The sequence below is a fragment of the Litoribacter ruber genome, assembly GCF_018500185.1.
Classification (GTDB): domain Bacteria; phylum Bacteroidota; class Bacteroidia; order Cytophagales; family Cyclobacteriaceae; genus Litoribacter; species Litoribacter ruber.
Genome location: NZ_JAHBGI010000001.1, coordinates 210,097 through 225,262, shown reverse-complemented (window position 1 = coordinate 225,262; position 15,166 = coordinate 210,097). Strand labels below are relative to the sequence as shown.

The 15,166-nt window shown below is 45.9% G+C and carries 9 protein-coding genes and 1 riboswitch; of the genes, 7 read left to right on the top strand and 2 right to left on the bottom strand.

Annotation, left to right across the window (positions count from 1 at the left end; all coding sequences use genetic code 11):
• The first annotated feature begins 104 nt into the window (after nucleotides 1–104).
• The 3 genes from KIH41_RS01055 to KIH41_RS01045 all read left to right on the top strand — a co-directional run bounded on the left by KIH41_RS01055 (nucleotide 105) and on the right by KIH41_RS01045 (nucleotide 5,822).
• On the top strand, nucleotides 105–1,163 hold the full coding sequence (locus KIH41_RS01055) for a fatty acid desaturase family protein (RefSeq protein ID WP_213945195.1): 1,059 nt from the start codon (nucleotides 105–107) through the stop codon (nucleotides 1,161–1,163).
• 1,659 nt (nucleotides 1,164–2,822) lie between these two features.
• Nucleotides 2,823–2,918, top strand: a riboswitch (TPP riboswitch).
• Between the two features lie 81 nt (nucleotides 2,919–2,999).
• The gene (locus tag KIH41_RS01050) at nucleotides 3,000–5,399 is read left to right on the top strand and encodes a TonB-dependent receptor (protein ID WP_214161210.1); all 2,400 of its coding nucleotides are present in this window, start codon (nucleotides 3,000–3,002) and stop codon (nucleotides 5,397–5,399) included.
• A 186-nt stretch (nucleotides 5,400–5,585) separates the two neighbouring features.
• A complete protein-coding gene (locus KIH41_RS01045) occupies nucleotides 5,586–5,822 on the top strand; it encodes a hypothetical protein (RefSeq protein WP_214161209.1) in 237 nt (78 codons plus the stop codon).
• Between the two features lie 127 nt (nucleotides 5,823–5,949).
• Here KIH41_RS01045 and KIH41_RS01040 read toward each other — a convergent pair whose 3' ends face one another.
• On the bottom strand, nucleotides 5,950–6,726 hold the full coding sequence (locus KIH41_RS01040) for an alpha/beta fold hydrolase (protein ID WP_317194901.1): 777 nt from the start codon (nucleotides 6,724–6,726) through the stop codon (nucleotides 5,950–5,952).
• 107 nt (nucleotides 6,727–6,833) lie between these two features.
• Nucleotides 6,834–8,753: a 1-deoxy-D-xylulose-5-phosphate synthase gene (gene dxs / locus KIH41_RS01035; protein WP_214161207.1), complete on the bottom strand. Its 1,920-nt coding sequence runs from the start codon at nucleotides 8,751–8,753 to the stop codon at nucleotides 6,834–6,836.
• A gap of 178 nt (nucleotides 8,754–8,931) precedes the next feature.
• Here dxs and KIH41_RS01030 point away from each other — a divergent pair, with 178 nt between their 5' ends.
• From KIH41_RS01030 to KIH41_RS01015, 4 genes are all read left to right on the top strand, one after another.
• Nucleotides 8,932–9,681, top strand: a complete 750-nt coding sequence (locus tag KIH41_RS01030; RefSeq protein WP_214161206.1) for a segregation and condensation protein A — start codon at nucleotides 8,932–8,934, stop codon at nucleotides 9,679–9,681.
• Nucleotide 9,682: 1 nt separating this feature from the next.
• Entirely contained in the window at nucleotides 9,683–10,747 is a 1,065-nt protein-coding gene (locus tag KIH41_RS01025) for a lysylphosphatidylglycerol synthase transmembrane domain-containing protein (protein WP_214161205.1), read from the top strand.
• Between the two features lie 41 nt (nucleotides 10,748–10,788).
• Nucleotides 10,789–11,028, top strand: coding sequence for a Kazal-type serine protease inhibitor family protein (locus KIH41_RS01020; RefSeq protein ID WP_214161204.1), 240 nt, complete (start codon nucleotides 10,789–10,791; stop codon nucleotides 11,026–11,028).
• A 639-nt stretch (nucleotides 11,029–11,667) separates the two neighbouring features.
• Entirely contained in the window at nucleotides 11,668–15,111 is a 3,444-nt protein-coding gene (locus KIH41_RS01015) for a pyruvate carboxylase (RefSeq protein ID WP_214161203.1), read from the top strand.
• Nucleotides 15,112–15,166 lie beyond the last annotated feature (55 nt).

Below are 15,166 nucleotides of genomic sequence, written 5' to 3'. Positions count from 1 at the left end.
AAAAGTTTAAAAAAGCTTATATTTGCTTAATAGCTATTAAAGTCCCCCCAGTAATACGGCAGCGCTTCAGTGGCCAAAATGAATTAGAATTTCATCATTTCTTTATGCAAAAACCAAAATTCCAGAAATCCACCCCATTTCACCAAACATTAAAAGCACGCGTCCAGAATCATTTCAAAGAAAATAACATTGCCCAAACAGGAAACACCCAGCTTTACACCAAAGCCATAATCCTGACTATCTCATTTGTGGCGGTTTATATCCACCTGCTTTTCTTCACTCCTTTCTGGCCTATTGCCATCCTGGAAAGCATCGTCCTAGGCGGACTGGCGGCCTCGATTGGCTTTAATGTCATGCACGATGGCGCCCATGGCAGCTTTAGCAACCAGCCATGGCTCAACAAACTGGCTGGCTTATCCATCAACTTCCTAGGGGCAAATGTCTTCATGTGGAAAACCAAGCACAACGTGGTCCATCACTCCTACACCAACATTGAAGGTGTGGATGACGATATGAACGCACGGCCTTTCCTACGACTTTGCCCAGCCCAAAAGCGGTATGGCATGCACAAGTATCAGCATCTATATTTCCTTCTGACTTATAGCCTGCTCTATCATTACTGGGTGTTTGTGACCGATTACAAAAAATATGTGACCGGCCGGGTAGGCATCACCCCTATCCAGAAAATGAAAACCAGTGACCACATCTCCTTTTGGGGCTTCAAGTTAGTCCATGCGGTTTTGTTTATGGCACTGCCCATTTATCTGTTAGGTTTTATGCCCTGGTTGGTAGGCTTTCTCCTGTTTGGCTTTTCCACGGGCATCTTCCTGAGCGTCATCTTCCAAATGGCTCACTCAGTAGAGGAAACCATCTTCCCTATCAATGAAGGCGTCCAGCTGGAAGACGACTGGGCTACCCACCAACTTAGGACCACCACTAATTTTGCCACCAAAAATAAGGTATTGACTTGGTTGGTAGGCGGGCTGAATTTCCAGGTGGAGCACCACCTTTTCCCAAAGATTTCCCATATCCATTATCCTGCAATAAGCAAGATCATCAAGGATGTGTGCCAGGAATACCAAGTGCCTTACTTGGAGCACTCCAGACTAAGACAGGCCTTTGCATCGCATTATTATCACCTGAAGGCATTGGGCACAGCTTAATTTCTGAAAAATAATTGCCCACAAAGTCGAAGAAGTCGCACTAAGGTTTAAATCTAACTTAGTGCGGCTTTTTTTTTATAATAACATGCCCGCTCATTCTCCATTGCTAATTATTTATTCCCAACCCTTTTTGCGGCTTTTTTAAAACTTGGTGCAACTCCTTTGTGCCCCATTTCCTTGTCCGCGAACCAGTCTTAGCGCCTTTGAGCCCATTGTGGCCATTTTATACAACCGTTCATTCTTAATTCCTAATTCTTCTATTTAAGGTTTAAATCTAACTTAGTGCGGCTTTTTTTTTATCATAACATGCCCGCTCATTCTCCATTACCAATAATTAATTCCCAACACTTTTCGCGGCTTTTTTAAAACTTGGTGCAACTCCTTTGTGCCCCATGTCCTTGTCCGCGAACCAGTCTTAGCGCCATTGAGCCCTTTGTGGCCATTTTATTCAACCGTTCATTCTTAATTCCTAATTCTTCTATTTAAGGTTTAAATCTAACTTAGTGCGGCTTTTTTTTTATAATAACATGCCCGCGCTCATTCTCCATTACAAATAATTAATTCCCAACCCTTTTCGCGGCTTTTTTAAAACTTGGTGAAACTCCTTTGTGACCCATTTCCTTGTCCGCGAACCAGTCTTAGCGCCTTTGAGCCCATTGTGGCCATTTTATTCAAACGTTCATTCTTAATTACTAAGTCTTCTATTTAAGGTTTAAATCTAACTTAGTGCGGCTTTTTTTTTATAATAACATGCCCGCGCTCATTCTCCATTACAAATAATTAATTCCCAACACTTTTCGCGGCTTTTTTAAAACTTGGTGAAACTCCTTTGTGGCCCATTTCCTTGTCCGCGAACCAGTCTTAGCGCCTTTGAGCCCTTTGTGGCCATTTTATTCAACCGTTCATTCTTAATTCCTCATTCCTAATTCTTCTATTTAAGGTTTAAACTTTAACTTAGTGCGGCTTTTTTTTTATAATAACATGCCCGCTCATTCTTCATTGCTAATTATTTATTCCCAACCGTTTTCGCGACTTTTTTAAAACCTGGTGCAACTCCTTTGTGCCCATTTCCTTGTCCGCGAACCAGTCTTAGCGCCTTTGAGCCCTTTGTGGCCATTTTATTCAACCGTTCATTCTTAATTCCTCATTCCTAATTCTTCTATTTAAGGTTTAAACTTTAACTTAGTGCGGCTTTTTTTTTATAATAACATGCCCGCTCATTCTTCATTGCTAATTATTTATTCCCACCCGTTTTCGCGACTTTTTTAAAACCTGGTGCAACACCTTTGTGCCCATTTCCTTGTCCGCGAACCAGTCTTAGCGCCTTTGAGCCCTTTGCGGCCATTTTCTTCAACCGTTCATTCTTAATTCCTCATTCCTAATTCTTCTATTTAAGGTTTAAACTTTAACTTAGTGCGGCTTTTTTTTTATAATAACATGCCCGCTCATTCTTCATTGCTAATTATTTATTCCCAACCGTTTTCGCGACTTTTTTAAAACCTGGTGCAACTCCTTTGTGCCCATTTCCTTGTCCGCGAACCAGTCTTAGCGCCTTTGAGCCCTTTGTGGCCATTTTCTTCAACCGTTCATTCTTAATTCCTCATTCCTAATTCTTCTATTTTTAATTCCATTGCCGATCTTGATAATATCCTTACCTTTGCTCCCATTAAGGGGTGCCCTAATATAACGGGCTGAGATCATACCCATTGAACCTGATACGGTTAGTACCGGCGAAGGGAAATGAGCGGTTTACAGAAAGTGGAGCAGCCTCCCCTTGGTTTGCTTCTATGTTTAACCAAACTGCCGAAAGGCAACAGTTTTTATCACCATTATTACATGAAAAAGTTAGTATTCATGCTATCCGTCATGCTCATGAGCATCGGCGCCATGGCACAGCACCGTTTGTCCGGCACCGTCACCGATGCCGAAACTGGTGAAACCCTTCCGGGAGCAAACATTATCTTGGAAGGCACTGGCAGGGGAAGTACCACCGACATGATCGGCCGTTACCAAGTCAACAGGATTCCGGCCGGGGATTACGATGTGAGGGTTTCTTACGTAGGGTACCAGACCACAAGGTCAAGCATCAACATTTCGGCCGATTTAGAATTGGATTTCTCCTTGGACAAAAGCCTGCTTTCCACCGAGGAGTTTATCGTTACAGCCACACGGGCCGGACAGACCACCCCCACCACCTTTAAAACCATCTCCAAAGAGGAACTCAACAAAAACAATCTGGGCCAGGACATTCCTTTCCTGCTAAATTACACCCCATCAGTGGTCAGCCATTCCGATGCGGGAGCAGGTGTGGGCTACACGGGTCTGAGAATCCGGGGTTCCGACCAAACCAGAATCAACGTAACAGTAAACGGGATCCCGCTTAATGATGCCGAATCCCATGGCGTATTCTGGGTCAACATGCCGGACTTTGCCTCATCCGTGGAAAACATCCAGATCCAGCGTGGTGTGGGTACTTCCACCAATGGCGCGGCTACTTTTGGGGCCAGCCTCAACATCCAGACAGATACCAAAAGGGAAGAAAGCTACGCCGAAATCGACAATGGGTTCGGTTCTTTCAATACCCGGCGCCATACAGTGAAAGCCGGAACGGGCCTATTGAACAACAGGTGGGCAGTGGACGCAAGATTATCGCAGATCACTTCCGATGGCTACATTGACCGTGCCTTTTCAGACCTTCGCTCCTATTATCTATCTGGGGGTTATTATGGCGACAACCATGTTTTCAAAATGAATGTATTTGCAGGAGCTGAGCAAACTTACCAAGCTTGGAATGGTGTCCCGGAAAACCTGCTGCAGACCAACCGTACTTTTAACAGCTATACCTACGAAAACGAAACGGATAATTACCAGCAGCAGCACTATCAATTCATCTATGCCGGTAATCTGGGTAGCAATTGGAAAGCCAATGCGGCCCTGCACTACACCAAAGGCGCCGGATATTATGAGCAGTTCCGTCCAAATGACCGACTTCTTAGAAACTACGGCATCCAGCCTATTGTGATTGGTGGGGAAACCATTGAAAGAACAGACATCATAAGAAGAAGGTGGTTGGACAATGACTTCTATGGGGCGACTTTCTCGCTGAATTACATCTCCGGTGACGGCCGATTGGATGCGATTTTGGGCGGTGGGGCAAACCGTTATGACGGGGACCACTTTGGGGAAATCATCTGGATGAGAATTGCAGGAGATACGGATATCCGCGACCGTTATTATGACAACAATGCGGTGAAAGATGACCGCAACATTTTCCTTAAAGCTACCTATGAAGTGGTAGACCAGCTTTTCCTTTTTGGCGACCTTCAATACAGAGGTATCGATTATAGGTTTGTCGGAATCAACAACGACCTCCGAGATATCAGCGGATTCCAAAACTACCATTTCTTTAACCCAAAATTCGGCTTCAGCTATGAGGCGGCCAAAGGCAAAACCTTCTACGCCTCCTATGCGGTAGCCAATCGTGAACCAGTGAGAAGGGATTTCACTGACAGCCCCCTCACAGAGATTCCAAGGCCAGAAAACCTCCAAAACATTGAGGCTGGTGTAAGGACACAGCACAACAATTTCCAATATGGCGCCAATCTCTACTACATGAAGTATAATGATCAATTGGTGCTTACAGGGCAATTAAATGATGTAGGGGCCTATATCAGAGAAAATGTGGCGGATAGCTATAGAGCGGGTATCGAGTTGGACGGAGCGGTGATGCTTTCCCCTAAGTGGACTTTGGGGGGAAACATTGCCTTCAGCCGAAACAAGATCGCAGAGTTCACCGAATTTGTGGATGACTACGCCGCCGAGGTTTTCCAGCAGGAAAGCTTCACCTATACGGACACCGACATCGCCTTCTCCCCCAATGTGGTAGGATCAGCCATGATTGACTTCCGTCCGATCAAAGGACTTGAAATCTCCCTGCTATCCAAGTATGTGGACAGCCAATATCTGGACAACACCCAAAACGAAAACAGAAAGCTAGACGCCTTTTTCACCAACGATTTGAGGTTCATCTACAAGATCAGTCCCAGATTTGTCAAAGAAATGGAGTTCACCCTTTTGGTCAACAATATCTTCAACGAGCTTTATGAACCAAACGGCTACACTTTCAGCTATTTCCTCCCAGGGGAAGCAGCTGGTGGCAGAGAACTTGTTACCGAAAACTTCTACTACCCCATGGCCGGCACAAACTTCTTGGCCGGGGTTAGCTTGAGGTTTTAAAGATTAATTTTAATAGAATATTCTTCCCAAAGGAGTTTCACGAATTGAGTGAAACTCCTTTTTGCATTAATATTTGGGTTAATTTAAAAATACTTGGAATTATTTATGATCAATTAATTAGAAAAAAGCGTATATTTTAAATAGGAACAATCTGGTTGAAATACGTTGTTAAAATAAAAAACAGGTATGCCTACTGTAATAACGGATAAAACTGATTTTGACTCAATTGAGGATATTATTAACCAATTTGAAAATGACTCTGAAGTAGATATTTATTCTTCTAAAATGTCTACTATAGACCACGCTATTGCCATGGGGCAAATTGAGATTGACAGTCTAAGCCTAACCCCTACTCATATCCTATCCCCTCTACCCCTCCAACTCGCCTCCCCTTCGGGTCCTCGTCGGGTCCACTATGGGTAATGGGATATTAGAGGCATGGGAGAAAAATAGGGAAAACAACTAGACTGATTGCGGTAATTATCGTAATTTCCACGTTGCGGCCCCTGCGCCATCTTTGCGGACGCCGCGAGAAACAATACGTCAACTCTTATACGGTAGAACTGCAGTACCTATCCAGAAACTTCCCCACTACCTCAATGGTCTTCTCTTCCCGCTCAAACATCCCCATATGCCCGGTTTCGGGAAGCTCAAAATAGAAATCCACAAAAGCCTCATGCTTTCGGCTGTCTTCAAGCTTGATGGCAGCATCCACTTGCCCAGCGATCATCATCTTGGGAGAGCGAAAGCTCTTTAATACCTCTAACCGCTCTTTTCTATCACGCATGGCCTTAGTATAGGCCATCAAACCTGGATACGAGGTCTTGAGGGCCAATCTGAGCACATAATCAATTTTATCCTGAAGCTCTTCCCTCCTGTAATCGGGAAATAAGGGCGGGACAAATGAAGTGACAAACTTTTCCACCCCATATTTTTCCACAAAAGCCAAGGTCCGGTTTCTGACACCCCTTTTTTCCTCATCATCGGCAAAAGCTGTGGAATGGAATAAGCCAAGCCCACCAAGTTTCTCCCCCATTAGCTCGGCCAGCGCCAAACCCACATAGCCCCCCAAGGAGTGGCCGATCAGGATGGGCTTTTCCAGCTGCAATTCCTCCATCCATTCCTCGAGCATCACAGCCACCTGTTCCAAACTGACCTCCTCCTCATACCAGCGGCTTTCTCCAAATCCTGGCAGATCTGGACACAGCACCCTGTAGAAGGGAGAAAAAGCCTCCTCAAATGCCTTCCACATCTCCTTGCTTTCGCAAAAGCCGTGTAAAAATATGAGCGGCTGCCCATTCCCCAAATCATTGTAAGCAATTTCCATAGGCATACGAATTTAGTATAAACAGGAAAACCGCAACTCTCGATGCGGCTCCCCCCTTATATTTCACTATTTCCTAATTTCCCTATTTCTATTAAAATATTTCTACCTTAATATTTCACATTCACTGTAACCTCATGCAAACTCCTCACCGCATCAGCTATACCATCCGGATCAAACCCACACTCTCGGTGTAGCTGAATCTGCTCTCCGTGCTCAATCACCTCATCAGGAATACCCAAACGTTTTACCTGGGCCTGATATCCGTGGTCGATCATCCACTCGAGCACTGCACTTCCAAACCCACCCATCAAGCAGCCATCTTCAACAGTTACTACCTTTTTAAATTTCCCAAAAATCTCATGCAAAAGATCTCCGTCAAGTGGCTTGACAAACCTCATATCATAATGCGCAGGATTTAGCCCGTCTTTAGCCAAGCTTTCAGCAACCTCCGTCACATAGTTACCGATATGGCCGATTGTCAATACCGCTACTTCTTCTCCTTCTTTCACAATCCTACCCTGACCGGTTGGGATTTCACGCATGGGCTGTCTCCAGTCAGGCATGACTCCCTGGCCACGTGGGTATCGGATAGAGTAAGGTCCATTATATTTGGCTGCGGAATACATCATATTTCGCAACTCCTCTTCATTCATTGGCGCTGCCACTACCAGATTAGGCACACATCGGAAAAAGGCGATATCATACGCCCCATGGTGGGTAGGCCCATCTGCTCCTGCAAATCCTGCTCTGTCCAAACAGAATACAACGGGTAGATTTTGCAAACACACATCATGCAAAACCTGATCATAGGCGCGTTGCATAAAAGTACTGTAAATATTACAGAATGGCTTCAATCCCTGGGTGGCCAATCCTGCCGAAAAAGTCACGGCATGTTGCTCGGCAATCCCCACATCAAAAGCCCTGTCAGGCATCGCATCCATCATGATGTTCATGGAAGAACCCGATGGCATGGCAGGTGTCACCCCCATGATGGTATCATCAGCTTCCGCCAATTCTACCAAAGTATGGCCGAACACATCCTGATATTTTGGTGCCTGAGGCGTAGTATGTACTTTTTTGGCAATTTCCCCGGTGATCTTATCAAATTTGCCTGGTGCATGCCATTTGGTTTGGTCTTTTTCAGCCAAGGCATATCCTTTACCTTTTACCGTCACACAGTGTAGGATTTTTGGTCCGGGGATATCTCTCAAATCACTCAACACCTCCACCAGATGATCCACATCGTGGCCATCTACCGGTCCGAAGTAACGGAGATTCAGGGATTCAAATAAATTACTTTGCTTTAACAAGGCCGACTTGATCGCGTGCTCCACGCTGGAGATCACCTCCTGAGCGCTTGAGCCGAATTTGCTAAACTTGCCTAGCAGCTTCCAAACGTCGTCTTTTACCTTATTATATGTATGGGAAGTAGTAATGTCAGTTAGATAATCCTTCAACGCCCCTACGTTGGGGTCGATGGACATACAGTTGTCATTCAGGATGATGATCATGTTGGAATCGGAAACACCCGCATGGTTCATGGCTTCAAAAGCCATCCCTCCTGTCATGGAGCCGTCACCGATTACGGCAATGTGTTGACGCTGCTTTTCGCCCTTGTATTTGGAGGCCATGGCCATCCCAAGAGCAGCAGAAATGGAGGTACTGGAGTGCCCAACTCCAAAAGTATCGTAGTTGCTTTCCTTTCTTTTTGGAAAACCTGATAGACCTTTATATAGTCTGTTGGTATGAAACTGGTCTCTGCGTCCGGTAAGGATTTTGTGACCGTATGCCTGGTGGCCCACATCCCATACCAGCTGGTCATAGGGGGTTTCCATTACATAGTGTAAAGCCACAGTAAGCTCCACCACACCCAAACTTGCTCCAAAATGCCCGCCATATACCGATACATTGTCAATTATAAACTGTCGAAGTTCATCACATATCTGTACAAGCTGATCTTTGTTGAATTTCTTTAAATCGGCTGGGCTGTCGATTTGGGCAAGCAATTTTCCAGGTTCTATCAACATCTACTTGGTTCTTTTGAAATAAATAACTTAAACCCGAAAGGTTTGTTCAGGCTCGTCAAACATACGGCCAAAAAACTTTAAACCTTACTTTTTTACAGTCAAATATTTATTTTTCTATTTATGTAATATCTTTGAATTCAATTAGATTGGCAAAAATACAACAATTTTAATATATCCAGTGAGTTTCGAAATCAAATTACCATTATTCGAGGGTCCTTTCGACCTTTTGCTCTTCTTCATCGAGCGGGATGAGCTGGATATTTATGACATTCCCATCTCCAAAATCACCAACGAATTTCTGCACTACATCCATCAATTGGAAAAATTGGAAATAGAAGTAGCCAGTGAATTCATCCTGGTGGCCGCCACCTTGATGAAAATCAAATCCAAAATGCTCATCCCACGGCCCGAGCTGAATGAGGACGGGCAGGAAATTGACCCCAGGGAAGAATTGATCAAGCATCTTTTGGAGTACAAAAAGTACAAGTCCGTGATCCAGGAGCTGTCCACCATGGAGGAAAACCGCCTATCGCGGAAATCCCGCGGCAACGTGCTCGACGAGCTCAAAGCCATGAGCAACGTGGACAATGTGGACGCCGAAATGCAGGACCTCGACCTCTACAAGCTCCTCAGGGTATACCAAAGGGTAATGGCCAAATATGCCAACCGTACAGATGAAACCACCCACACGGTAATCCAATACCCCTACACCATTGACCAGCAGAAAAACTTCGTCCTGGAAAAACTCAGCTTTTCTGACAGGGTCCCCTTTACCCAATTCATCTCCTACAAGCCGGATAAAATCTTCGTGATTTATACCTTTTTAGCCATATTGGAATTATTACAGTTATCTTTGGTTACAATTAAAATTGGAGAGGGTTTCAACAATTTTTGGGTGGAGAAAGTAGAAGAAGTCCCCGTACTGTAATATGAGATTAGATAATAAGGAGATATTCAAGACCTTAAACCCCAATAAGGTTTGGGTACCCGTGGCTATCGGGCTCGGGATTGTGTTCCTTATGTTTTACTTAGACCCCAAAGTCAACGCGCAGACGCTAAAGGGCGTGTTTGATGCTTCAGTAGGGGGCGTTTTATTGGCTTTGCTGTTTATTTTGATGCGGGATGCGGGATATGTCTACCGTATCCGGAAGATTACCGATGAGAAACTCACCTGGGTGAGGGCCATTTATGTGATCATCCTTTGGGAGTTTGCCTCGGCGGTTACCCCATCGATTGTTGGGGGTACGGCGGTGGCGGTATTTATCCTGCACAAGGAGGGCATCAAACTCGGCAAGGCTCTGGCCTTTGTCATGCTTACCGCCATTTTGGACAACCTTTTCTTCGTCATAGGAGCACCCATCATCCTGTATTTGGCCAAAGGCCATATCTTTCCCGACACCCGGATGATGGAGCTGCGGCTGGGGACCAGCATACAATACCTTTTCTGGATCAGCTATAGCCTATATGCCATTTATACCATCGTCATGTCGGCGGCTTTATTCTACAGGCCAAGGGTATTCAAATGGATCCTGATGAAGATTTTTTCCATCAAATGGATCCGAAAGTGGAAATCCAACGCCAATGATTACGGAAACCAGATTATAGAAGCCAGTGAAACTTTTAAGGATAAAAACTACAAATATTGGCTTTCAGTAGTGGGTGCCACCGTATTTATCTGGTCTGCCCGCTACCTGATGCTCAATGCGCTGATCTCGGCTTACAAGTCGGTGGACATGTTTGGCCACATCATCATCTTTGCCCGACAGATCATCATGTGGATCGTGATGATGGTTTCCCCCACTCCGGGCAGCAGCGGTACGGCCGAGTTTTTCTTTGCCCAGTTTTTCGCAGAGTTTTTACCCGGGTACACATTCGTGACGAGCATTCTCTGGAGACTTCTTTCCTACTACCCGTATTTGATTCTTGGTGCCATATTTTTGCCTAAATGGATCCGTCAGGTCTTCTTCAAAAAAGGAAACCGGAAAAATAAGTAGCGTTTGATTACCCACATCCGTTTATGGATAAAAGAGCACTTATGAAAAGATTATCCGTCTCCCTATTTGCCATCACCTGCCTGGCCTTCCAGTGCAAAGCCCCAGAGCCCACCACCGTAGCGGGCTGCATCGACAAAAGCAAAATCAACTCCGAAGCAGCCTGCTATATGATCTATGACCCCGTGTGCGGCTGTGACAACAAAACCTACAGCAACGATTGTGTCGCCCTAAATAATGGGGTGACCAAGTGGACTGAAGGGGAGTGTGAAGTACGGGATTAGAAGTACGTGACCAAACAAATGGCCACAACGGACACAAAGTTTAAAAGAAGTTTCACAAAGGCTGCTTCACGGAGAAAAATTGAAAAGCTGGGAAAGAGAGTCAAATAAAATTTAAGACTTGACAAGATAACCACGATGATCCGGAGAAATAAATCTACCGCAAAGATCGTTGAGGAGCGCGAAGATTGAGTTAGAAGTAGATATTAAGAAGTTAAAAGTCCTCACGCCCCATTTTTTCTTTGCGAATCTTTCAAATCTTTGCGGTTGTTACATTTTCTATGTGCCCTTCTTGCCTCGGTGGTTATTAATCACAACCTGCCAACATGAAAAGTAAAATCTAGTATTTAGTACCAAAAAATTGGTTTAATTTTTGAATAGGCAAAGTTTTATAACACCCAACACAAAGGAAATCGTTTGATAATTCTTAATTTCATAACAAGATCGCCTTTTTGTTAAAAACTTTAATGTATATCCATGACTGCACCTATAATTCGGCAAAATTGCCAAATGCTGGGTGTAATGCTAGAGACAACCTTTTTCGGTCCTCCGTCCTGCCTCTTTAGAGCCAGGTCTACCAGTTAAGGATATGCAAATTAATTTTAAACCCAAAACGCATAACTTTTAAAAAGCTTTACTTTTATGCCTATTCACAAGATTCACAAACTCCTGGTGGCCAACCGGGGGGAAATTGCCATCCGAGTATTGAGGGCGGCCTCCGAACTAAAAATCCGTACCGTTGCTATTTACACCTACGAGGACAGGTACTCCCTGCACCGCTATAAAGCCGATGAGGCCTATCAGGTGGGGCAGGACGAGGAACCGCTCAAGCCCTACCTTGATATAGAGGAAATCATTACCGTGGCCAAAAGAAACCAGGTAGACGCCATTCATCCGGGCTACGGCTTTCTTTCCGAAAACGTGCGGTTTGCCAGAAGATGCAAGGAGGAAGGGATCATTTTCGTGGGACCGGAACCTGAGGTAATGGAAAATCTCGGGGACAAAGTGGCAGCCAAAAAAGTAGCCATCAAATCCCAGGTGCCCATCATAGAAGATAGCCAACAAGAGCTGATTGATGTGGAAATTGGCCTTTCTGAGGCAAACAGGATCGGCTTCCCGGTGATGATCAAGGCTGCGGCAGGCGGTGGAGGAAGAGGTATGAGAGTGGTGCGGGAGGAAAAAGCCTTCAAACAGTCCTTTCTTGATGCCAAAAATGAGGCACTGAAAGCTTTTGGAGACGACACCGTTTTCCTTGAAAAATACATCGACGACCCCAAGCACATCGAAGTGCAGATAGTGGGGGACAATTATGGCAACCTAGTTCATCTGTTTGAAAGGGACTGTTCTGTTCAGCGCCGTTTTCAAAAGGTAGTGGAAGTGGCCCCGAGTGCCACTTTATCCCAAGAAGCCAAAGACAAAATTTATGGATATGCGCTTTCCATCGCCAGGGAAGTGAATTACAACAATGTGGGCACGGTAGAATTCCTGGTTGACAAAAACGAGCGGATTTACTTCATTGAAGTGAATCCCAGGATTCAGGTGGAGCATACCATCACCGAGGAAATCACCGGGATTGATATCGTGCGGACACAGATCCTAGTAGCCAGCGGGCTGGAGCTATCCCACCCGCAGATTTTCATCAACAGCCAGGAAGAAATAGTGGCCAACGGTTTTGCCATACAATGCCGGATCACCACAGAGGACCCCCAAAACGAGTTCAAACCCGACTACGGGACCATCATCGCCTATCGTAACGCCGGCGGCTTTGGGATAAGGATTGATGAGGGCAGTAGCTATCCAGGTGTAAAGATTTCGCCATTCTTCGACAGTATGTTGGTGAAAATATCCGCCTCGGGACGTACGCTCAAAGGAGCCAGCCAGCGTTTGGGCAGGACCTTGAGGGAATTCAGGATCCGCGGGGTAAAGACCAATATAGGCTTCCTAGAAAACGTGATTTCCCACCCTACTTTTTACGAAGGAAAAGCCACTGTCAAGTTCATTGACAACCATCCGGAGCTGTTTAGCATTCCAAGAAAAAAGGACAGAGGTACCAACACCCTTAAATACTTAGCCGAAGTGGTGGTCAATGGCAACCCTGATGTCAAATTTAAGGACCCTAATAAGAAGTTCAGGAACCCGAAAGTCCCGGTTTTTGACAAATACAGCGGTTACCCCAAAGGGACGAAAGACCTCCTGACCGAGCTGGGGCCTAATGGCTTTTCAGAATGGCTGAAGAAGGAAAAGGCCCTGCACTTTACCGACACCACTTTCCGGGATGCCCACCAGTCGCTATTGGCCACTAGGGTGCGCACCATCGACATGCTGAAAGTAGCCGAGGCTTTTGCCAAAAACCATCCTGAGGTATTCAGCATGGAGGTATGGGGCGGAGCGACCTTCGATGTATGCATGCGCTTTTTACATGAAAGCCCCTGGAAACGCCTACAGCAAATCAGAAAGGCAGTTCCCAACATCCTGCTTCAGATGCTTATCAGAGGCAGCAACGCGGTGGGGTATACCGCCTATCCTGACAACCTGATCGAAAAGTTCATTGAGAAATCCTGGGAAAACGGGGTGGATGTTTTCAGGATCTTTGATTCCCTCAACTGGCTGGAGGCAATGAAGGTGAGCATCAAGGCGGTGAAGGAAAGAACCGGCGGGCTTGCCGAAGGGGCAATTTGCTACACCAATGATATTTTGAACCCCGAAAACAGGAAATACACCTTACAATATTATATAGACCTGGCCAGAAGGCTGGAGGATGAGGGCATCCACATCTTGGCGATCAAGGACATGGCCGGATTGCTCAAACCATATGCAGCCCAGGAGCTGGTTCATGCCCTGAGGGAAAATGTCAGCCTGCCGATCCACCTACACACCCATGACACCAGCGGCATACAGTCGGCCACCTACCTCAAAGCCATGGAGGCCGGAGTGGATGTGGTGGATGTGGCCCTGGCCAGCATGTCGGGCCTGACTTCCCAACCCAATTTCAACTCCATTTTGGCCTATACCAAAGGAACTGAAAGGGAAAATCAATTGGATCTGGATGGCTTAAACAAATTCTCCAATTATTGGGAGGATGTAAGGGAACTCTACTATCCGTTTGAATCCGGATTGAAAGCTGGTACTGCCGAAGTGTACCATCACGAGATCCCAGGCGGGCAATACTCCAATCTACGTCCCCAAGTCTCGGCTTTGGGCTTGGAGGATAAGTTTGAGGAGGTGAAGAAAAATTACGAGATCGTCAATGAGATGTTTGGCGACATCGTCAAGGTGACCCCAAGCTCCAAAGTGGTGGGGGACATGGCCATCTTCATGACCTCCAACAACCTGACCAAGGAAGACGTGCTGGCAAAGGGCAAGGAGCTATCCTTCCCCGAATCAGTGGTGGGCTTGTTCAAGGGTGACCTGGGCCAGCCAGAGGGGGGATTCCCCAAGGAATTGCAGCAGGTGATCCTCAAGAGCGCCAAACCTTTTACCGACAGGCCAAATGCACACCTGACCCCGATTGATTTCGACAAGGAAATGGCAGCCTTTCGGGAGGAATTTGGGGACTTCAATTCCGAGCTGGACTTTTTGTCCTACAAGCTATACCCGAAAGTTTTCAAGGACTACAGAGCCTTCCGTGAGGAATACGGCGACCCTAGCAAGATCCCGACCCTGGCCTTCCTTTACGGCTTGAAGCCAAATGAGGAGATCCTGGTGGAAATTGGCCCCGGCAAGGTTATCATCATCAAACTGCTGTTCGTCTCCCAACCTGATGATTTGGGAATGCGATTGGTTTCGTTTGAGCTGAACGGCCAGGCCAGAAGGATCCAGGTGAAGGACAAAGAAGTGAAAGCCTTGAAAGTGTCGAACAAAAAAATCGAAAGCGCTGGCGATATCGGAGCACCGCTACAGGGAAGGATCTCGGCCATCATGGTCAAGGAAGGCGACACCGTAGAGGAAAATACGCCTCTCTTTGTCATTGAGGCCATGAAAATGGAAAGCACCATCAGCGCCTCCGCCGCCGGCAAAGTCGAAAAGATCATCCTACAGGAAGGCGACATGGTGGAGCAGAATGATTTGGTGCTTCAGGTGAAGTGATTACGTTAAAATTAAAAACCACAGAGGCTCAGAGAAACATGGCCTCTGCGCCTCT